Below are 20,772 nucleotides of genomic sequence, written 5' to 3' on the forward strand. Positions count from 1 at the left end.
TCCGTATTTATAGCTTATAATTTTAGGAGGTTCTCAAAATATAAATTTTGAGAACCTTTTCTGTTCTGCACTTGAACGGTTTTTTTTAATTCTTACCCTGAAATTTCTCATTTTAAAGCATTTTTTCACTCGCCCAACCCTTAAAACTGACCTCATCATTCTATTTCTGCGAAAGTGTACTTTCTCTTGCTTTTGTTACCTCAAGTTAAGTACATTTACTTAAAGTAATTCAAAAATTACTCTGAAAAAGGTTTAATGGTGGCGGCTATTGAACCTTTTTTATTATCAATCATTTCTACTTTGGAAAGCAACTGAATGGCAGATTTTATTATCTTTGCTATTATGCGTATACTGAAAATTTTATATACCGTTTGGGCTGTTTTCTGGTTCGTTTCTTTATTCCTTATACTTTTTCCTTTTTTCTGGCTTTTCCTACAGAAAGAAGCATGGAAACCCAAAGCACACTATCTAAACCGATTATGGGGTAAAATATATTTCCCTATAATAGGCGTACCCATCCATATTAAATTTGAAACCCCTATTGATGTAAACAAAACGTATGTTTTTTGTGCTAACCATTTTTCTTATATAGATATTGCCGTTATGGGCATGGTTATTCAAAACTATTATGCATTTGTTGGCAAGGCAGCACTCAAGAAAGTACCACTGTTTGGCTATATGTTTAGGAAACTCCATATTCAAGTAGATAGAAACGACAAAAAAAGTCGTGCAACTTCGCTAACACGCTCGCTTAGGGCATTAAAAAATGGGAGAAGTGTCATTATATTTCCCGAAGGTGGTATTAAAACCAAGCATCCTCCTCAAATGCATACTCCTCTTAAAGACGGAGGTTTTCTAATGGCTATTAGCCAGCAAGTGCCAGTAGTACCCATTACTTTTCTTAATAATTTTCATGTGTTAAAAGATGGTGAGTATTTATTATCTCCCAAGCCTATTAAAGTAATTGTTCATCAGCCCATTGAAACAATAGGAATGACTACTAATGATATTGAGTCTTTGAAAAAACAGTTTATTGATGTTGTTCAGGGAACGTTGAACATGACGTATCACAAGCAAGACAATTTTCAAGAAAGTATGCCATAAAATCCAATCAAAAGTTTGTTTTGCCTATTATCCAAAATAATAATATCATTTGACACGATAGAATTTACTTTGAATCAAAATAAACAATCAAAATCTAAAAGGTAAAGTCATGAGATCTCACGAAATAGATTACAAAATTATAGGAGAAGACATCCAATTGGTAGAAGTAGAACTAGACCCTAACGAAACCGTTATTGCAGAAGCTGGAACGATGTGTTATATGGAAGAAGGCATCGTTTTTGAAACAAAAATGGGTGATGGTTCTAGTGCTGATAATTCGATAATAGGTAAATTATTTCAAGCTGGTTCACGTTTGTTAACAGGTGAATCTTTGTTTATGACGCACTTTACCAACCGTGGTTATGGGAAACGCAAAGTAGCTTTTGCGGCACCGCACCCTGGAACAATTATACCGATTGACCTCTCGACACTCCCTGGAAATACCTTAATTGCCCAAAAAGATAGCTTTTTGTGTGCAGCTTTAGGGACACAAATTTCAATCACTTTCAATCAGAAAATTGGAGCAGGTTTGTTTGGTGGAGAAGGATTTATTTTAGAGAAATTACAAGGTGATGGTTTAGCTTTTGTGCATGCAGGTGGAACAATTATTGAAAAAAGATTAAATAACGAAACCCTAAGAATAGATACTGGTTGTATTGTTGCATTTGAACAGACACTAAGTTATGATATTCAGAAGGCTGGGAACTTAAAATCGATGGTTTTTGGAGGAGAAGGTATCTTCTTGGCTACTGTTCGTGGCACTGGTCGCGTTTGGATTCAGTCGATGCCATTATCAAAATTAATCCGTACTTTATCACCATACGGAGGAAATACTAATAAAGAAAGTGGCTCGGTGATAGGTGGTTTAGGAAATATATTTGGCGATTAATCTATTAACTAAATTATCGGCTTATTTTTGTTGATAGTTTTGATTGATACTATTTATGATGATTAAAAAAAGATTTCTTTTTTATAGTAGTGCAAGTCTATTGGCTTGCACTTTTCTTATTTTGAGCCTAAGCAGTTGTAGGAAAACGCAAGACAATAACGATTATGTACCTAAGCCAAAAGGGTTTAACCGTATTGACTTACCCCCTACGAAGTATGTTCAGTTGCTTGAAAATCATCCTTATACTTTTCAGTATTCTAGCCAAGCCATTATAAAGCCGGATACTGTTGCATGGGCAGAGCCTCATTGGATATACATTTATTATCCAGCCTATAAAGCAGTGATTCAGTTAACCTATAAGGACCTTAATAATGACCCCAATAAATTATCGAAGCTCATTGATGATGCCTACAAATTAGCGGCGAAACATAATCAAAAAGCTTCGTCTATTCAAAATTTTGTATTAACGACGGGAGCAAAACAAAAAGCAATGTTGATACAGCTTGAAGGAGAAGTACCTACTTACCTGCAATTTTATACCACAGATTCTACCCAACACTATTTACGTGGGGCATTGTATTTTAATACAGCCCTCAAAAGTGACTCTCTGGAACCAGTTATTGAATACCTAAAAAAGGATGTAATTCGGCTGGTAAATACCTTGCAGTGGAAAAAATAATATCATGCATATATCAATCTCAAAAGCTAGTCTCCAAAGGACTAGCTTTTTATTTTAAGGATTTTCGAGTAAATTACACTTACAAATTATCCTAATTCCCATATATGTCTGACTCCCTTTTTAAAAGTATTGTTGAGAGACGTCGCTCTGTAAGAGTTTTTGATAACAATGCTCCTTTCGATGATTCAGTAGTTTCTAAAGCCTTATCGCTCGCCGTACTTTCTGCCAATAGTAGCAATATGCAACTTTGGGAATTTTATCAAGTAAAAACACAAAGTGTACATGAAGCCCTTAACAAAGCTTGTATGGGGCAATCGGCGGCAAAAACAGCCAATCAATTAGTAGTTTTTGTTACTCGCCAAGATAAATGGAAAGAGAGAGTACAATGGAATTTAGCCAATCTCCATAAACAATTTGAGGGCAAAACATTAACCAAGAAAGATGAGCGAGCTTTGGCTTATTATCAAAAATTGATGCCCTTGGTATATCGCAACGATTTTTTTGGTATCAATACGCTTATACGTAGCGTCATCGTTTTTTTTATGGGTTTTAATAAACCCTTTTTGCGTATTCGCAATCATGGCGACCAGCGCGTGATGTGTCATAAATCATGTGCGTTAGCAGCCCAAACTTTTATGCTGAGCATGGCGGCAGATGGCTATGATACTTGCCCTATGGAAGGTTTTGATAGCGATTTAGTCAAGAAAATCTTGAAACTCCCTTCTGCTGCTGAAATCAATATGATAATTGCTTGTGGTGTCGGCAAACCAGAAGGTATTTATTCAGACAGGATAAGAGTGCCTAACGAAGATGTAATTTTTGCAGTATAATTAACAAACTATCATCACTTTATGAAAAAACCATTATTACTAGCCCTTACGCTAATGTCGTTTTTGGGGAATGCCCAAAAGAAAAAACCAGCCCCAGTTGCTACTGATGCCGATAAACAAACGGTAATCAGCAACATCGATAAACGCTTTGATGAATACGCTGGTATATCCAAGCAAATCTGGAATTTTGCAGAATTGGGCTATATGGAAGAAAAAAGCTCTTTGCTTTTGCAAGAACAACTCAAGAAAGAAGGCTTTACCGTACAAGCTGGCATTGCAGGCATTCCTACGGCTTTTGTAGCCACTTTTGGAGAAGGCAAGCCCGTTATTGGTATTTTGGGTGAATATGATGCCCTACCAGGCTTAGCACAACAGGCAGTTCCAGAAGTAAGTCCTATTCCTAACCAAAAAGGTGGACACGGTTGTGGACATAACTTATTTGGAACCGCTTCTGTAGCAGCGGCGGTTGAGGTAAAAAACTATCTAGTAAAATCAGGCCAGAAAGGAACCATCAAAATTTACGGCTGTCCTGCTGAAGAAGGAGGTTCTGGGAAAGTATATATGGTGCGTGAAGGTTTCTTCAACGATGTGGATGTAGTATTACATTGGCATCCAGGTGCAGTAAACTCAGCCGATGCAGGTACTTCTTTAGCCAACAAAAATGCTAAATTTCGTTTCAAAGGAATTGCCTCACATGCGGCGGCTTCACCTGAACGCGGACGCTCTGCTTTGGACGGTGTAGAAGCCATGGACATGATGGTAAATATGATGCGTGAGCATATTCCTCAGGATACTCGTATTCATTATGTTATCACAAAAGGTGGCGATGCACCAAACGTAGTACCTGCCTATGCAGAAGTATATTATTATGCTCGTCATAAAGACCGTGAAATATTAAAAAGCGTTTGGAAACGCATTGAAAATGCCGCACAAGGTGCTGCTTTGGGAACTGGAACTAAAGTAGAATGGGAAGTATTAGGAGGCGTGTTTAACTTATTACCAAACATTACTTTGGCCAATGTAATGCATGCTAACTTAGCTAAAGTAGGAGGCGTAATTTACAATGACGAAGAAAAGAAGTTTGCCTTATCACTCAGCGAAACCCTTGGCGAACAAAAACAACCTATCGAAAATGCGGCACAAGTAAAGGATTTTCGTGATGGTGCTGAAAGTGCGACAAGCGGAGGCTCTACAGATGTAGGCGATGTTAGCTGGACAGTCCCGACCGTAGGTCTGCAAACTGCTACTTGGGTTCCAGGTTCATCGGCACATAGCTGGCAGTCAACCGCGGCGAGTGGTATGGGTATTGGGCAAAAAGGAATGATAGTGGCGGCTAAAACCATTGCTTGTACAGCCATAGATCTTTTGAAAGACCAAACATTAATCGACAAAGCAAAAGCTGAGTGGGAACAAAAAAGAGGCGCTAATTTTAAATACGAAGCTTTATTGGGAGATAGAAAACCTGCGTTGGATTATCGTAAATAGGTTAGAGGATTGTTTTTTTGCTATAAACATTTAAATCTTAACGGTTTTGTAGTTTCAAATCCCAAAGGGATTAAATGTTTATAGCAAAAGAAGTTAGGTCAATAGTATTAAATATTTTTTTATAATAACACCTACTGCAATTTAAAATACTTCATCGTCAGATTACATGAAAACATATTCTCCATATTAAAGTCGGTATGTCCGATGCTTTTCAAATGATCAGACAACACATCATTTAAAGCTGATACATGATTTACTTCTAAAAAGCCTAAAACTCTTTGATAAGTTTTAATCAAAAACTCATCTCCGAACTGGCAAGAAATCATTACCGTTCTTATATTATTTGAAGCACGTGCCATCCCAAAATAGAACACAGATTGGTCTATTTCCGAATCTTCATAAAGAACAGGATTTTCTGGATTTTCAAGCGATTGATATAAGATTGGATTCAACTCATTCAGTAAAGAGGTCGATTCATCCACTTGTGTTTTAAAATGCTGTTGCAATTCTGGCGTATAGACTGTCTCAGACAGTTTGCAATACACTTCTATACGTTGACGATTAATTTTAAAGATATTAATCAAGCCTTTCAATATTTCTTCATTGGTAATTTTCATGATATGTGTGTTGATGTTATAAAATGGATGACGACTCTATCTTTATTAATCATTCGCAAAAAAATCCTATAATTTTTGTAGTGAATATTACCATATTCAGGCAGATAAGCTGGTAAGTGTAGTAAGCATATTTATTAAAAAATTATACCAGCTATTATAAATCGTCAATCTTTTCATTTTTTTGAGTAAATAGCTCCACGAGATAGGTCTATAAGGGGAAAAAAATCATTATTATTTGCTGATTGCTCCAAATTTGCTACAACATTGTTTTATACTATTGCATCGTCAATCTAAAACAATAAACAAATGAAATATACTATCTGTCATTAGAGACATCTTCTGACTGCTGAGGTTAAATGAGGCAAAGAAAAGGTTGATTGTGAAGATGAGGCTAGCAAAAAAGATTACCTTTTTGATTCACTGGGGAAGGTTGTTGAAAATATTTAATAGTTTTCTTTATTAGTAATCTGGATTTAGATTTGTCAACTTTTAAAAGTTGACAAATCTTCTACAAATAATATTACCCGTTTTGATATACGTTTTAAGCCATGATCTATTGAGTAATCACTTTTTTAATAACAAAGTTGCCAATATTAGCTCCTTGTTGTGCACCATATTCTATAGAATCTTTGAAGTGAATACCTCCGTAAAATCGAGAAATAGCCGCTTCCGCCGCAGCCTGTTTGAAGGATTTAAACGAACGTTTTGGAATACCAAATTCTACTTCTACAACATCCGTATAGGCAAAATTATCTCCCACTAAATGCGTCAGAAGGGTTGCCACTGCCGAAGAAATTACGCTATGTCCGCTGGTATATTCAGGGAAAGGCGGAGTCTGTAGTAATCCTCTCCAATTAGGATCTATTTGTTGATTGATGGCAGTTTCAGGTCTAATTCTGTTACTTCTATATTTTTCATCCCAACATGAAATAAAGGCATCAGCCATCGTAATACCGACCATCGCATGCCAACGTACTGCTTCGGCTAGATTGACTTTTTTCTGTAAACAAGCTATTCCAGTAATACCCATCCAGTGTCCGCCTGGAGATATTTTTTTGGTACCAAAACTAACATGCCCTTTTTGATTCAAGAAGAAAGGATTACAATCCCAAAAACTGGCAATATGAATCTGTTCTTTGGTAAGATGTATCGTAGCATCATACACTTCTTTTACAATTCCATGAAAGGCACTATTTTTATCTTTACTGTATGGAATAGCTGGATGTGGCTTGAATTGAGCGGCACTATCCAACACAAAAGGACGGAGCGTACGCCAATGTGGCTCGTAAGCTTCTGTATATGCAGGTGGTGTTGGTTGCCAATAACCTTCTTTATTGATAGGCGTATATCTTAAATAACCACTCGTTTTTACATAGCCGTCCTTCGCTGCGTATTTCACTAAGCGTTTTACGACAGAATCGGCATAAGCAATAGAGACTTGTAAGGTTTGTGGACTTAATCTTCGAGATTGTTGAACATTTTTCACCAATTCTTTACGAGCACTTTCTAAGGTATATCCCGACGGCAACAAATCTTCGCCCATTCTTAACAGCGAATAAATCGCCGCAAAATCTTCTGCAATGGGTACAGCAGATTTTAAATCATCAAAATTAGGGTAAGCATTTAACTTCCCTTTTAGCTTTACTAATTTGGTATTGGCAACGTTATGTGATAAAATTTCATAGGGTGCTAAGTTGGCATAAGCATAATAACGTGCGGCTGCACATGGGCCCGTAACATCGCTCACCATGACGTCGGTAAGTTGCTTTAAAGCTTTTACATAAGCCTTTGTATCCGTCAGAGAAGGCGTTTCTTTAGCATATAAACTAGTTTGTAATAACATTCCCAAACATATTATTACATAGATAAAACCCTGTTTTTTCATTTTACTATTTTTTTATTCGTGGTTAGGTTATAAGTTATCCTAATTAGTATTCCTTAATTGATAAGTCGAAATGGTATCGTTATTTCTAAAAAAATGTAGCTGTTGTCCCTTTTTATTTTTCGTAATTACAATATCTCTCACTTCTCCTTTCACCTGCAAACCTGTTTGAGATTGTGGTAAATATTCAAATTGACAGTTACCTTTATTTAAGAAAAGCATTCCATAGTTAGCATCCATCTTCCCTATTTTGATACGGCTATGAAACTGGTTCCCTGCTAGTATCAAATCCTTCAAGCCATCTTTGTTTGCATCTATCAAACTAATGGCATAAACGGGGGCAAATTGTGCCTCAATAGGCAAGTATATAGGCTTAAATATACCATCTCCTTTGTTTTCTAGTACAACCGATTGAAAAGTATTCGCTGTTAACGTATCTGCTAGTTTGAGTTGCTCGGCATTTAGCATATCTTTTAGCTCGGCATTGGCGTAAGCGGCATAGGTTGTAAATTTTCTACGCAAGGCAAATACTTGATTCAATGCTTCGTCACGACTGACTAAAGGATAGGCTTTTCCCTGAACATAATAACAAAGAAATGGGTCAATGGCTTCATTTTGGTCAAAATCGCCATAAACTAAAGATACAGGCTCTTTGTCTGAAGGTTTTAGCTGATTATTTAAGCCATAATTGCCTATAATCACATCCAAATCTCCATCGTTATCTAAATCGGTTAATTCCATCGTATTCCACCAACCTTTCAATTCACTCCCTACGATAGCATTAGTATTTTGAATAAATGTACCTTTATTGTTAATCCAGACAGTAATGGGTTGCCAATCACCAGCAATAATAAGGTCATCCCAACCATCTTTATTAATATCTAAGCTTTGAGCAGTCGTAACCATCCCTAGCTTTTCAAAAGCTGGGGCTAGTGTTTTGGTGACATCTGTAAAAAAACCTTTTCCATCGTTTTGGAGCAATCTGCTTGATATTGCAAGTGGATATGCTCCGGGTACTCCTCTCCCACCAATGAATAAGTCTATGTCTCCATCATGGTCAAAATCTAGGGCAGTTACACAGGCATCACTATTCACATCACCAGTAATTAGATTATCCTCTGCTTTTTTAAAAGACCCTTTTCCATCATTGAGATACAGCCTATCTTGCAGTAATAAATCATCTGGTAAATAAGCATAACCTCCGCTTACGACATATAAATCAAGGTCACCGTCTTTATCTGCATCAAAAAATAAAGCATCAGTATCCGTACACATAATATCTGAGTCTATACTTGCCTGTTCAGTCCCTATCCATGAACCATCAGCTTGTTGAAGTACAATAGCCCCCGATTGTCCTTTTGAACCTCCGATATAGATGTCTTCTAAACCATCACCATTCACATCTCCTTTGGCTACTTTCGGGCCAATATACGATAGCATATTGGGCAATAATAACTGGCGTTTGAAGTCATTATAATCATCCTCCACGTTTCCGTAGGGAATTGTATCTTTTTTAACTGCCACAAATAAGCTGACTGTAGCTTTTGGAAGGAAGTCTTTAACACTTTTCTCTGGACTTACGTTTAAAACTTGATTTGCCTTTACTGATTTAAATAGCTGAGAACGCTGATTAGCAAAAACTACCTTGACGCTATCGATTAAAGTATGTTCTCCTACACCAAAATGCAAGGGCATTAACATACACGACTGAAATCCGCGGGTTGGGTAATGCTCACGATATTGCATTTTTCCTTGATTATATACCCAAACTTTGGCACCATACGTACTACTTTTACCCATATCGTCAAGTTGTACTTTTAGGTAATGCTGTGAGGTTTGTTCATTTTGATAAATTGCCGCCTCTTTATTAACGTTATTGGTAATAATTTCTAGGTCTCCATCATTATCCAAATCTGCATACACTGCTCCGTTCGACAATAAAAGCTGATCGCAGTGCCAATCTTTGGTTTTATTTTCAAACTGTAACCTTCCGTTATTTCTAAAAATATAGTTCTGAGTAGCCGTAGAAGGCATTTCTTTCAAAATATCCATCATGGCAGTCGGACTTCCTTGGGCGGCTTTGAGTTCTTTGTCTGCATAAAACTTCATGAAATCCATGTTGGTATAATCACGGAGGTATCCATTGGTAACAAACAAATCTTTAAAGCCATCATTATCAAAATCCGCTACTAATGGCGACCAACTCCAGTCTGTATTCGAGATACCACTTAGCTGAGCAATTTCGCTGAATGTACCATCACCATTATTGAGTTGAAGCATATTCCGCATAATCTGATGATAAAAACCATTGCGAATCATACTTTTATAATTTTCATAATTCTCAGGACCATACAATAGTTTTTGTCTGCGGTTATCTTCAGGGAGCATATCAAGGGTAAAAATATCAGGTAGACCATCATTGTTTATGTCTGCCACTTCATTACCCATTGAAAACTGGCTCAAATGTCCAACTGACTCCTCCAATTTATCGGTAAAAGTACCATCGCCATTATTGATGTACAGATAATCTTGTTCTATATAATCGTTTGAAACATAAATATCAGGCCAACCATCAAGATTAATATCAGCAATTGCGATACCTAATCCAAAACCTAAAGGATTGCCTTTGATATGAGCCTGTACACTGACATCTACAAACTTTCCGTTTTCATTTTTGAGCAAACGGTCACCAGCGGTTTCATCACGCTGAGATTTTAGCACCGAGGCATCAAAGCGTTTATAATCTTTGATACTATGGTTGAGTAAAAAACAATCTAAATCACCGTCTTTGTCATAATCAAAAAATGCAGCTTGGGTAGAATTGGTGGGTAAATCTAGGCCGTAATCTGAGGCCTTTTCTTGAAAAATGAAGTTTTTTTGATTGATATACAGCTTATTGCGTCGGGAATTTGCATCACCATCTCCCGAATAACATACATAAATATCTAGCCAACCATCTTGGTTAATATCTACTAGGGTTACACCTGTTTTCCAGCCATTACCTTTACTTATTCCTGCTTGTTGAGTAACATTTTTAAACTTCAAATTACCCAAATTTTGGTAGAGATGGTCTTGCACCATATTACCTGTAAAATACAAATCGAGTAATCCATCGTTATTCAAGTCGCCAACCGCTACGCCACCACCATTGTAAAAGTATTCATAAGCTAATACATTCTTTTTTTCGGTTTCTGTCAACTGATTCACGAAAGTTACACCAGACTCCGTGGAGGGCACAAACCTGAATTGGGCGTTTACAGAGACTGTAATTAACCCAAACAACATTTGTAGGAACAATGCATAAGTCAATTTCATACGATTCTAAATTTGTGATGAATTATTGGTTAGGGAGTATTACAAATCAAAATATAACTTAATATAATTAAGATACAAAATTTAGAACTTCTCTATCACTCAAAATGCCTCCGTAAACAGAGGCATTTTGACAATAGTTTCAATATTACAAGTTGTACACAAGAGCTTTAGGTTTGGTTAACCTAAAGCTCAAAAGAATATTATTATTATTTATCCCACCACATACGAGTAGTAAACAAGTCAGCTCCTTGTTGTGCAATTACTGCATTGTACTGAGCAGCATTTTTACTTGCTTCCGACTGAGGGTATTTTAAACGGCGAGGAATAACACCAGCAGTTTCGTTACCTACATAGTTAGTCGGCGTCAATACAGGGTATCCAGTACGTCTCCAGTTTGCATACGCTTCATAAGAGTTCAAGAAGTTAACAGCCCAATATTGCGTATGGATTTGTTGCATCTGAGCATCAGTAGTCGTAGCAGTATATGGGTGAGCTACCAAATAAGTAGTAACTTCTGCATCAGAAATAGTTGCACCATATAAACTAAACATTTTCATAGCAGCCGTAACACCTTTGTTGTAGTGAGTAGCCGCTTGGCCATCGCCCCAACCACGAACTGCAGCTTCAGCTAATAGATACTCAACTTCTGCATACGATTGGAATACTGTTGGAGCTGCTGGACTAGCGATATAGTTTAGGTTTGCTTCAGAATATTCAGCCAAAGAATTGTCGCCCCAAGTAGGAATCAACGTTTTGATTGTCGTATTGTCATAACCATTTGGTAAGCCTTTTTGTACAGCAGGAAGAGAGCTTGTTGGCAACTGTGTTGCATCAGCATTTCCTTGCCACAAAGTAGCAATGTATGGCAAACGAGGGTCGTTGTTGTTTTTCAAGAAAGAAACAAACGTATTACTCAATTTGCTATTCGCTTTACCTTTCAAGTTAGCTGCATCATACTCTTGTGTTCTCAAGGTATTACCATCTAAGTTACGGTTGTTATCGTTGGTATTTTGGTGATTAATCTTAGCAAGATCATCATTGCTTTGCATTACACCACCAGCGATAGCTTTTTTCACCCATGTCTGAGCAGAAGCAGCATCAACTTTAGTCAAACGCATACCTAAACGAAGCATCAATGAGTTAGCAAAACGTTTCCATTTTGCAACATCACCAGCATATACAGGGTCAGCAGTACCATAAGTTGCTTTTGAAGCATCTAAAGCAGTACCAGCCGCTTCCAATTCTTTCAACAAGTCTGCATAAATATCTGCTTGCTTGTCATATTTTGGAGAATACACGTTATTCAAATAACCTTTACCAGCTTCTGAGTAAGGAATATCTCCGTAAAGGTCAGTCATACGACTATAGATATAAGCTCTCCAGATTCTAGCAATGTTATATTTGTTACTTAACGCAGTATTATCTTTTGTTAACGCTACGATTTGCTCAATTTCTTTTACTTGGTTTTGGTAACCAGTATCAAAATAAGCACTATAGTATTCAACATTCGATAAATATTTATCACCCGACCAGTAAGTAGTCAATGAAGCAAAATGTTGAATCATTGCACCACAGTAAATCAAATTGGCACGGTGGTTTTCGTATCCAGTACCAGCAGTTTTAACGATGTTATAAGTAAACAAGTTTTCTAAAACTGGGTCAGTAAGCGCGTTAGGGTTCTTGTTCATTTCTTCGAAACCACTATCGCATGATGACACTAACAATGAGGCAGCCGTTAGCATACCTGTTAGCATTAATCCTCTTTTTTGTTTTATATATCTAATCATTATTTCAAAAGTTTTGAGTAAAAAAACTAGAATTTAGCCATTAAGTTTAAGCCGAAACTACGTGTAGTTGGCACACCAAACATTTCTAAACCTTGAGCGTTACCGTTGTTGTAAGTAGATTCTGGGTCAACATTTGGCACGTTGTTGAACAACATCAACAAGTTACGAGCTACAAAAGAGATACTTAATGATTGAATTGGTGATTTACCCAATACTGATTTAGGGAAAGTATAACCAAATGTCAATTGTCTCAACTTTGCGTAATTAGCATTATAAACAAACTCATCAGTGATAGTAGTTGAGATACCAGTGAAGTAATCTTGTGCAGAAATCGTTTTAGTAAACGCTTCACCATTTTCATCAACACCTTTTACTGTTACACCAGTTTCTCTGATACCATTTTCAGCAGTTCTTTGCGCCAAACCATATCTAGTAGCAAAAGCATTAGTCGCTGAATATAACGAAGCACCAAATTTAGCATCAATCAAGAAACTCATGTTGAAGTTTTTGTAGCTAAACGAGTTAGTTAAACCCATTGTTACTGGAGGTACGCCTCTAGCTATTTGAGTAAATTCTCCTTGTATTGGCAAACCAGTAGCTTTGTTATAAACAATATTTCCAGCAGCGTCTCTCTTAGCTTTGTAACCAGCAATCATACCATATGCTTGTCCTTCAAAGTTATAGATATAAGCGTTACGAGTTCTTGACTCATCCATTGAAAGTGTTTTCAAACCAGGAGCAATCGTTACTACTTTATTGTCATTGTATGCTAAGTTGTAACTAACATCCCATTTGAATGAACTTGTTCTTACTGGGTTACCAGTTAATAATACTTCAATACCTTTGTTTTCAACGCGACCTACGTTTAACAATACATCTTGGTAACCACTTGCTGAAGAAACAGAAGCTTTAACAGCATCATTAGTAGTAACACGGTTATATAATGTTAAATCGATTCCTAAACGATTGTTCAAAGTTTTCAACTCAATCCCTAATTCAGATGTAGTAGTAGAGTTTGGTTTTAACGTTGAGTTTGGAATTGTGTTGCTACCGATATTCATCAATGGATATGAGAAATATGGATTTGACTGCAAAGTATATGGTAAGTTCAATGCATATTCTTCAGGATATCCACCACCTACAGTAGCCCAAGAAGCACGTACTTTACCATAAGTCAACCAGTTTGGACGTTCAGCTAAAGCGTCAGAGAATACAAAACCTGTACTTACACCTGGATAGAAGATATTATTGTTCTTAGGATCTAATGTAGAGAACCAGTCGTTACGACCTGTCAATGTTAAGAACAAGATATTTTTGTAACCAAAGTCAGCAGAACCATATACAGAGTTTACAGCACGTTTCTTATATTCATAGTTCCAGTTACTTGAAATCAAGTTACTTGGGAAATAGTTGAATGGAACGTTAAACTGGCTACCGCTAATACCTGTAGATTCATTCGTTCTTAACATCTTGTTACCACCAACAAAAGCGTTAATCGATAGGTTACTGATTTCTTTTTGGAATCCTAAAATCACCTCAGCGTTAGTTTCGATAATTTTACGCTCGCTTTGGCTCATGCTACCAAGTGTGCTATATGCAAGACCAGTAGGCTCTATTTGCCAGAACTTCAATTGGTTATAGTCTGTACCTAAACGACCTTTTGCATAGAAATTATCGTTGAAGTTATAACGTAAGTTAAATGAACCCATGAAACGGTTACGATCATCAGTGTTTTTTACTTTAGTAGTAGCAAAATATGGGTTTTGAGAATACACGTTACTATTCCAAAGTGATTCATAACCACGGCTATCAACACCTGGAGCCAAAGTACGAATATCGATACTTGTAGCCAATAATTGAGCCGCTACGTTAGGGTTTTTAGGAGTATCAGACAAGAATGAACGGTTTTCACCTTTTTCAACGTTGTACTGCACAACACTTTCAAATACAATTTTATCAGAAAGTTTTCCGTTCGTACTCAAGTTAAATGATTTACGTCCGAAAGTAGAGTTAGGAACAACACTTTTTGAATCTGCATTTGACATAGAGAAACGGAAATTCAAATTCTGGCTACCACCCGATACTGCAAGCGTGTTAGAGAATGTACTTCCTACATTGTAGAAGTTTTTGATATTATCTTTTTGAGCTACGTATGGACGAGCAACACCATCAGCTTGGATTACAGAAGAGCCATCTAACTTAGCACCCCATGACATTGTACCAGCATCAATAGCTTCGGCAGCAGTTGTTGGTTTTGCACCACGCGTACCAGAACCATATTGATATTGATAATCAGATAGCTTCAATGGCATTTCAGCAGTATAAGTAGAGTTGAAATCAACACCTAAGCCTTTTTGTCCTTTACCACTTTTAGTAGTAATCAAAATTACACCACTACCAGCACGGAAACCGTATAGGGCAGCAGATGCACCACCTTTTAATACTGTAACAGATTCGATATCATCTGGGTTGATTGAGTTCAAACCGTCACCTGTATCGAAACCACCCCACATACCAGCAGAGTTTACGTTAGAGTTGTCCATAGGGACACCGTTGATTACATACAAAGGTTGGTTGTTACCACCCAAAGAACCGTTACCACGAATGATTACACGGCTAGATCCACCAGGGCCAGTAGCAGTACTCGTAGCATTCACCCCTGCAATTTTACCAGAAAGGGCATTACCAAGGTTTAATTCACGAGCTTGCGTAAATTCGCTACCTTTTAACTCACTTACGGCATAGCCAAGCGCTTTCTTGTCTTTCTGAACACCTAAGGCAGTTACCACTACCTCATCAAGACTTTCAGCCGTAGCTTCTAATACAACATCAACAACAGCGCGGTCTCCAACTTCTACTTCCTTAGTAGCGAATCCTAGCGAGCGAAAAATCAATGTACTACCTTTTGGTACATTGAGCGTATAGTTACCTAAAACATCGGTAACTGTTCCTTTGGCAGTTCCTTTGATAAGGACGTTAACACCTACCAATGGTGATTGACTACTGTCGGTTACTTTACCTTTTATAGCCTGAGCAAAAAGCTGTGAGCTTGAAAAGAGTAGTAATGCAGTAATTAACATAGTAAAATTACTTTTGCATGCTTTCATTTTTTTTAAGATTACAGTGAAAAATAGACTTCTTTAATAAACTTGGCCTAGACCAAAAAAATGTAATAATGACTTTAAGGAGGGAATTGGGTTTTGGAGTACATAACTTTATTTATTAATTAATTTGTTGCTCAATTGATTAGTTTTAGTCACACAGCCCAGCCCACTTTTGTTGTTGAGAAATACTATTTATTTAATTTAAATTAGCACAATTCTCTTTATTTGTAAATAAAATTTATATATATTTAATACATAATAAATTTATTTAAAATATAGATTTTCGACACATAATCTAAAAAGTGAATAAATATAAGAAAATACTATAAGTTCTAACCAAAATAATTGAAAAAAGTAAAAAAAAATGTAAAAATTTCTTTTAATCGGAAACATATTACATAATTTAAGATTATTTTACACCAACTGATAAATTTAGAATTTGGGCAATTAGTAAAAATTATTAAAAAGTATTTAAAAAATAAATTAGGTAAAGGATAGCTCGGTTGTAGAGGAAATTATTTTTTTGTTCTTTTGTAATGAAACCCATTTAACTATCGCTTTTATATCAGATAATTCGTTTTAATATGACTATTTATCGAGATATAAAAGCCAAAGATTGATAACCTTATTTTTCACATAAACTCCATTTATTCAAACATGTCTTTTCCTTCCCTAGAATCTTCTGAGATAGAAGTATTTGATAAAGAGTCCATCGTAGATAAGAAAAAAAATAGCTTAAGACGTAAAATATTACAAGACTTATACTTCAATGGTAATAAAACAATTGCTCAGTTAACTAAAGAGATTCATACCAGTGTTCCCTCTGTTACGGCATTGCTCGAAGAATTGATGGTTGAACGTTGGATTGTTGAAATCGGTCCTGCGGAAGCTCAGTTTGGAAGAAAGCCTATTCTTTATACCTTAAATCCTAAACAACGCTATACTATTATCTTAGATATTGCTATTCATGGTTCTAAAGCAGCCATTATCAATTTGCAAAATCAAGTAGTATTTGAACAAGACATTCATTTTTGTTTAGAAGACAACCCAGCTATCTTAGATAGAATCTGTACTTCTATTGATACCATCTTATTAAAATCTGACATTCAGTTACAGGAAATCATTGGCATTGGCATTTCTATGCCCGGATTGATTAATCCAAACAATGGCTATAATTATACCTACAGAAAAATAAATCCTGAAAACCAATCGCTGGTTGAATGGCTCAAAAACAATTTTTCTATTCCTTTTTACCTTATTAATGATACCCAAGCGACTATCATTGGCGAAAACCAATTTGGATTATCAAAAGGAATGCAAAATGTATTGTCTGTCAACATGGATTGGGGTGGAGTCGGATTAGGTATTGTATTAAATGGAAAAGTATTTCAAGGCTCAACTGGTTTTGCGGGCGAATTAGGACATATCCAAGTAAAGGAAAATGGCGAGTTATGTTCGTGTGGCAAAGTTGGGTGTTTAGATACCCTCACCTCGGCGGCATCATTAATTCGGAGGGTAAAAGAATGTTTAAAAGAAGGAAAAGTTTCCAGACTTGCCAAAGCTAACCTGGCTGATATTGATATTGAATTGGTGATTGAAGTGGCCAATGGTGGCGACGCCTTGGCTATTGATTTACTACATGATATTGGGAAGGAAATGGGTAAGGGCTTATCTATCGCTGTACATTTATTTAATCCAGAAGCTATCGTTATCAATGGTATTCTAGCAAAAGCTGGGCGATTCATCAGTAATCCAATAGAACAAGCTATTAATAAATACTGCTTGGTCGATTTCAAGAGTAATTTAAATATAGAAGTATCGTCTTTGGGTGAATCGGCTCGTTTGTTAGGAACGCAAGTTTATTTAATTGAACACATCTTAGTTTCCTAATCTTTTAATAAAGCTGAGATAGCTTACTATATTATATATAGTAAGGATTCATCATAATAAAAAAATAAACCTCTGCCTTAAAAGTACTGTTATAGCTAATTATTTTTTTGAATTAGTTACCTAAAAATATCATTGTATATCACTAATGTTTATTTTTTTCCGATAGCTCATAATTTTCATATTGATAATGATAGGAAATTTGGAATTTAATTAACTTTTTGATTACTTTTATGGTCACGCCTTTTAACTAATTCACCAGAAGCAATGAAAAAGATTCTGTTCATCATTAGTATCCTATCTCTAACAAGCTGTCAAAAAAACGTTTATTTGACAGGTTCATTAATGCACCAACTTCAAGAGAATGAACTTGACCTTACTAGAATTCAATTTTATAACGACAATCCCCTTTATTTAGAAAGAGAAGTGCCATCATCAGATGCCAATATTAAATCTGGAAAGGTGGTTTTCAAAAATGGAAGATATATCAATAGGATTACACTAGAAAAAAACACGCCCGGTTTAGTGCAAGTAGAAAACAACGGACATTTAATGATTGCCTTTGAAAAAAGTAATGAAGAAAGTTCTTTAAGATTTGGCCCAGTAGCTGGCGAAAAAGGAGAATATTACTATCAATTGGTTGATCCTAATGGCAATCCGATGTTTTCTCGTATAGATTACGAAGGTAGCAAATACCTTGTCGTTTATAAAAAACCAAGGGTACGTATTATGCTTTCAAGAAGCGTTTTTACAAACATGAAAGTAAAAGTACGCAGAATGAAAGGAAACAAGATAAAGTAATAGTATAATCCTCTGATTTTAACAATATAGTTTGAAGAGTAAGCTCCAAAGGCTTGCTCTTTTTATTGATACGACATTGGAATCTACTTTATTAAAGACTTCATCCACATTTGCGGACTTACCCCTTTTGCTTTCTTAAAATACCTATTGAAGTAATTGATATCTACAAAACCACATCTCCATGCGGCTTCATTAATTTTTGTATCAGGGAAAGCATCCAATATAGAGCAGACCATCCCTAAACGATATTCATTAAGATAAGTAGTAAAAGTTTTGCCTGTTTCTTTCTTAAAAAAAGAACAAAAGGCTGCTGGACTCATAGAGGCTATTTCTGAAATCTTTTCTAAGGGGATTTTTTCACGATAGTTTTCCATGATATATTTTACAATGGACTCCATACGCTTCATATTCTTGCTAATACCACTTGACACCTTGTTGTTGGGACCAATTATTAAAAAGTCTTCCTGTTTTTCGAGCAAGCTTATCAGTTTCATCAAGGAAATTAATCTTGAAATATTATCTTCATGATACATTTTTTCTAGTATCACAATTATCTTCTCGGCAGTTTCGCCCACTACCCTCACCGCATGCTGAATAGCCCGTAATTTATTAATCAATGCACCCCATTCACTAAAATAAGCTAGTCCACTGCTTAAAAACGATGGATGAAACTGTACAAACAGTACTTCTCTGGAACCATCAGAATGACAAGTCAAAGGATCGAACATCCAACAGTGCGGCAAGTTAGACGGGGCAAAAATAACCTCTCCTTCATAGAAGGATTCGACAAAGTCGCCCACCATACGGTATCCCGCCCCCTTTTTGACATACAGTATTTCGAGCTCTGGATGAAAATGAAGTGAAATCTCTTGCTTATAATGTTTCTTCGAAGATACATAACGATAGGAAGCCTGAAAATCGGCATCTATTTGTTCAAATTTCACCTTATCAGTCATTGTTAAAGCTTTTATTTAGTAATAATACAAAAATAAGACAATAACTGAGTAATTCAGAACAATTTGAATCGCTATGATTTTGGTTGATTTGCATCCTATTTTAAAATCCTTACTTTAATAAAAATGAAAAAAAATATTTTTGCCCTGTCGATGGGTGCATTTGCTTTTGGAATGGCAGAGTTTCTAATGATGAGTATATTGCCTGATGTGGCTAATGGATTAAACATTTCTATATCCAAAGCTGGCAATCTAATCGCTTCCTACGCGCTTGGGGTATGTGCAGGAGGCCCACTCCTGATTACGATTACCCGTAACCTAAAACTGCGTACTATCTTAATAATACTCCTATCCATTTTTATGCTAGGAAGCTTAATCACCGCTGTAAGCAATTTTTATCTTATCACTATTATTGGGCGATTTGTTTCTGGTTTGCCCCATGGTGCATTTTTTGGTGTAGCAGCTATCGTGGCCAACAAGCTAGTACCCACTGGGAAGGGGACTTCTGCGGTAGCTACAGTCATGATGGGCATGACGGTAGCTAATCTACTCGGCGTTCCTCTGGGCAATGTGATAGGTCATTATATCTCTTGGCGAGTGCTTTTTCTTTCAAACGCTATCTGTGGATTGCTTTCTATTTATTTTATTTATCAATGGATACCCGAACTTCCTGCCCTGCCTAGCACAAGGGTAAGAGAACAGTTTAGGTTTTTAAAAAAACTAAACCCTTGGCTCTTGATTATCATCACTGTTCTTATTAATACTGGTATATTTTCTTGGTACAGTTATATCAATCCTTTTATGACTGATGTAACTAAAATAGATGTAAAATTCATGCCCTTACTGATGGTTTTGTCGGGGGGAAGTATGTGTATTGGAAATTATCTAGGTGGAAGGTTATCAGATAAATTTACGCCCAAAACTACAATCATTTATATGCAAATAGTATTAGCAATAGCATTGGGCATACTATATTTATGGGGTAGTCAGCCAATCGTTTCGTTAATAATGCTGTGTATAGCAGCATCTTGTTTTTTTGGACTTTCTGCGCCTATACAACAACTATTTATCTTGAATTCAAAAGGTGGAGAAATGATGGGAGGAGCTCTGGGTCAGCTTGCTTTCAACTTGGGTAATGCTATCGGAGCAATTGTAGGAGGAATTGCCATCGTCAGAGGTGGAGGAATGGAATACACCGCCTATACTGGAGTAGTTTTTCTAGTAATGGGTATCATCGTGTTCTATATTTTTAAGCGTAGGAATCAAAGCGACTCATACAAAATATCAGAAAATGTAGCGAATGATCACTTTTTGATAAGTTAGTCTTTCTTTTAAAGTTATGCTTGTCCCTTCTTCTATGAAATACGTATTCATGGAAGAAGGGCTTTTTTTTAAAATTGTATCTATATTGATTCATTTTCAAAATTATAATATCAACA

At 36.3% G+C, this 20,772-nt stretch carries 14 protein-coding genes; 8 read left to right on the forward strand and 6 right to left on the reverse strand.

Features of this window, described 5'->3' with window-relative positions; translation table 11 throughout:
• The first annotated feature begins 315 nt into the window (after positions 1-315).
• The 5 genes from AC07N0_RS00970 to AC07N0_RS00990 all read left to right on the forward strand — a co-directional run bounded on the left by AC07N0_RS00970 (position 316) and on the right by AC07N0_RS00990 (position 4,987).
• Positions 316-1,104, forward strand: a complete 789-nt coding sequence (locus AC07N0_RS00970; protein WP_494587778.1) for a lysophospholipid acyltransferase family protein — start codon at positions 316-318, stop codon at positions 1,102-1,104.
• Between the two features lie 109 nt (positions 1,105-1,213).
• A complete protein-coding gene (locus AC07N0_RS00975) occupies positions 1,214-1,993 on the forward strand; it encodes a TIGR00266 family protein (protein ID WP_492800363.1) in 780 nt (259 codons plus the stop codon).
• 55 nt (positions 1,994-2,048) lie between these two features.
• A complete protein-coding gene (gldD, locus tag AC07N0_RS00980; RefSeq protein WP_494587779.1) occupies positions 2,049-2,672 on the forward strand; it encodes a gliding motility lipoprotein GldD in 624 nt (207 codons plus the stop codon).
• Positions 2,673-2,776: 104 nt separating this feature from the next.
• Positions 2,777-3,502, forward strand: coding sequence for a nitroreductase family protein (locus AC07N0_RS00985; protein ID WP_494587780.1), 726 nt, complete (start codon positions 2,777-2,779; stop codon positions 3,500-3,502).
• A gap of 21 nt (positions 3,503-3,523) precedes the next feature.
• Positions 3,524-4,987, forward strand: a complete 1,464-nt coding sequence (locus tag AC07N0_RS00990) for an amidohydrolase (protein ID WP_494587781.1) — start codon at positions 3,524-3,526, stop codon at positions 4,985-4,987.
• A 131-nt stretch (positions 4,988-5,118) separates the two neighbouring features.
• Here AC07N0_RS00990 and AC07N0_RS00995 read toward each other — a convergent pair whose 3' ends face one another.
• From AC07N0_RS00995 to AC07N0_RS01015, 5 genes are all read right to left on the reverse strand, one after another.
• Positions 5,119-5,604: a hypothetical protein gene (locus tag AC07N0_RS00995; protein WP_492800367.1), complete on the reverse strand. Its 486-nt coding sequence runs from the start codon at positions 5,602-5,604 to the stop codon at positions 5,119-5,121.
• A 553-nt stretch (positions 5,605-6,157) separates the two neighbouring features.
• Positions 6,158-7,489: a vanadium-dependent haloperoxidase gene (locus AC07N0_RS01000; RefSeq protein ID WP_494587782.1), complete on the reverse strand. Its 1,332-nt coding sequence runs from the start codon at positions 7,487-7,489 to the stop codon at positions 6,158-6,160.
• Positions 7,490-7,528: 39 nt separating this feature from the next.
• Positions 7,529-10,801, reverse strand: a complete 3,273-nt coding sequence (locus AC07N0_RS01005; RefSeq protein WP_494587783.1) for a VCBS repeat-containing protein — start codon at positions 10,799-10,801, stop codon at positions 7,529-7,531.
• Between the two features lie 206 nt (positions 10,802-11,007).
• Positions 11,008-12,588 carry a SusD/RagB family nutrient-binding outer membrane lipoprotein gene (locus AC07N0_RS01010; protein WP_494587784.1) on the reverse strand — a complete coding sequence of 527 codons (1,581 nt, stop codon included), beginning with the start codon at positions 12,586-12,588 and terminating at the stop codon, positions 11,008-11,010.
• 26 nt (positions 12,589-12,614) lie between these two features.
• Entirely contained in the window at positions 12,615-15,695 is a 3,081-nt protein-coding gene (locus tag AC07N0_RS01015) for a SusC/RagA family TonB-linked outer membrane protein (RefSeq protein ID WP_492800372.1), read from the reverse strand.
• 654 nt (positions 15,696-16,349) lie between these two features.
• Here AC07N0_RS01015 and AC07N0_RS01020 point away from each other — a divergent pair.
• Complete coding sequence (locus tag AC07N0_RS01020; RefSeq protein ID WP_494587785.1) at positions 16,350-17,582, forward strand: ROK family protein; 1,233 nt, start codon at positions 16,350-16,352, stop codon at positions 17,580-17,582.
• Between the two features lie 264 nt (positions 17,583-17,846).
• Positions 17,847-18,380, forward strand: a complete 534-nt coding sequence (locus tag AC07N0_RS01025) for a hypothetical protein (RefSeq protein ID WP_492800374.1) — start codon at positions 17,847-17,849, stop codon at positions 18,378-18,380.
• Positions 18,381-18,463: 83 nt separating this feature from the next.
• Here AC07N0_RS01025 and AC07N0_RS01030 read toward each other — a convergent pair whose 3' ends face one another.
• Positions 18,464-19,336 (reverse strand): AraC family transcriptional regulator, encoded by an 873-nt coding sequence (locus AC07N0_RS01030; RefSeq protein ID WP_494587786.1) that lies wholly within the window; start codon positions 19,334-19,336, stop codon positions 18,464-18,466.
• 123 nt (positions 19,337-19,459) lie between these two features.
• Between AC07N0_RS01030 and AC07N0_RS01035 the strand changes: the two genes are divergently transcribed.
• Entirely contained in the window at positions 19,460-20,656 is a 1,197-nt protein-coding gene (locus AC07N0_RS01035; RefSeq protein WP_494587787.1) for an MFS transporter, read from the forward strand.
• Positions 20,657-20,772: the final 116 nt, after the last annotated feature.

This window comes from Arcicella sp. GW821-FHT09D11 (assembly GCF_059416265.1).

Excerpts from the sequence above, each read along its gene's own strand:
- AC07N0_RS00975 (WP_492800363.1), top strand. The coding sequence starts at position 1,214 with ATGAGATCTCACGAAATAGATTACAAAATTATAGGAGAAGACATCCAA.
- AC07N0_RS01030 (WP_494587786.1), bottom strand. The coding sequence starts at position 19,336 with ATGACTGATAAGGTGAAATTTGAACAAATAGATGCCGATTTTCAGGCT.
- AC07N0_RS01010 (WP_494587784.1), bottom strand. The coding sequence starts at position 12,588 with ATGATTAGATATATAAAACAAAAAAGAGGATTAATGCTAACAGGTATG.
- AC07N0_RS00970 (WP_494587778.1), top strand. The coding sequence starts at position 316 with ATGGCAGATTTTATTATCTTTGCTATTATGCGTATACTGAAAATTTTA.
- gldD (WP_494587779.1), top strand. The coding sequence starts at position 2,049 with ATGATGATTAAAAAAAGATTTCTTTTTTATAGTAGTGCAAGTCTATTG.
- AC07N0_RS01020 (WP_494587785.1), top strand. The coding sequence starts at position 16,350 with ATGTCTTTTCCTTCCCTAGAATCTTCTGAGATAGAAGTATTTGATAAA.
- AC07N0_RS01000 (WP_494587782.1), bottom strand. The coding sequence starts at position 7,489 with ATGAAAAAACAGGGTTTTATCTATGTAATAATATGTTTGGGAATGTTA.
- AC07N0_RS01025 (WP_492800374.1), top strand. The coding sequence starts at position 17,847 with ATGAAAAAGATTCTGTTCATCATTAGTATCCTATCTCTAACAAGCTGT.
- AC07N0_RS01015 (WP_492800372.1), bottom strand. The coding sequence starts at position 15,695 with ATGAAAGCATGCAAAAGTAATTTTACTATGTTAATTACTGCATTACTA.
- AC07N0_RS00995 (WP_492800367.1), bottom strand. The coding sequence starts at position 5,604 with ATGAAAATTACCAATGAAGAAATATTGAAAGGCTTGATTAATATCTTT.
- AC07N0_RS00985 (WP_494587780.1), top strand. The coding sequence starts at position 2,777 with ATGTCTGACTCCCTTTTTAAAAGTATTGTTGAGAGACGTCGCTCTGTA.
- AC07N0_RS01035 (WP_494587787.1), top strand. The coding sequence starts at position 19,460 with ATGAAAAAAAATATTTTTGCCCTGTCGATGGGTGCATTTGCTTTTGGA.
- AC07N0_RS00990 (WP_494587781.1), top strand. The coding sequence starts at position 3,524 with ATGAAAAAACCATTATTACTAGCCCTTACGCTAATGTCGTTTTTGGGG.
- AC07N0_RS01005 (WP_494587783.1), bottom strand. The coding sequence starts at position 10,801 with ATGAAATTGACTTATGCATTGTTCCTACAAATGTTGTTTGGGTTAATT.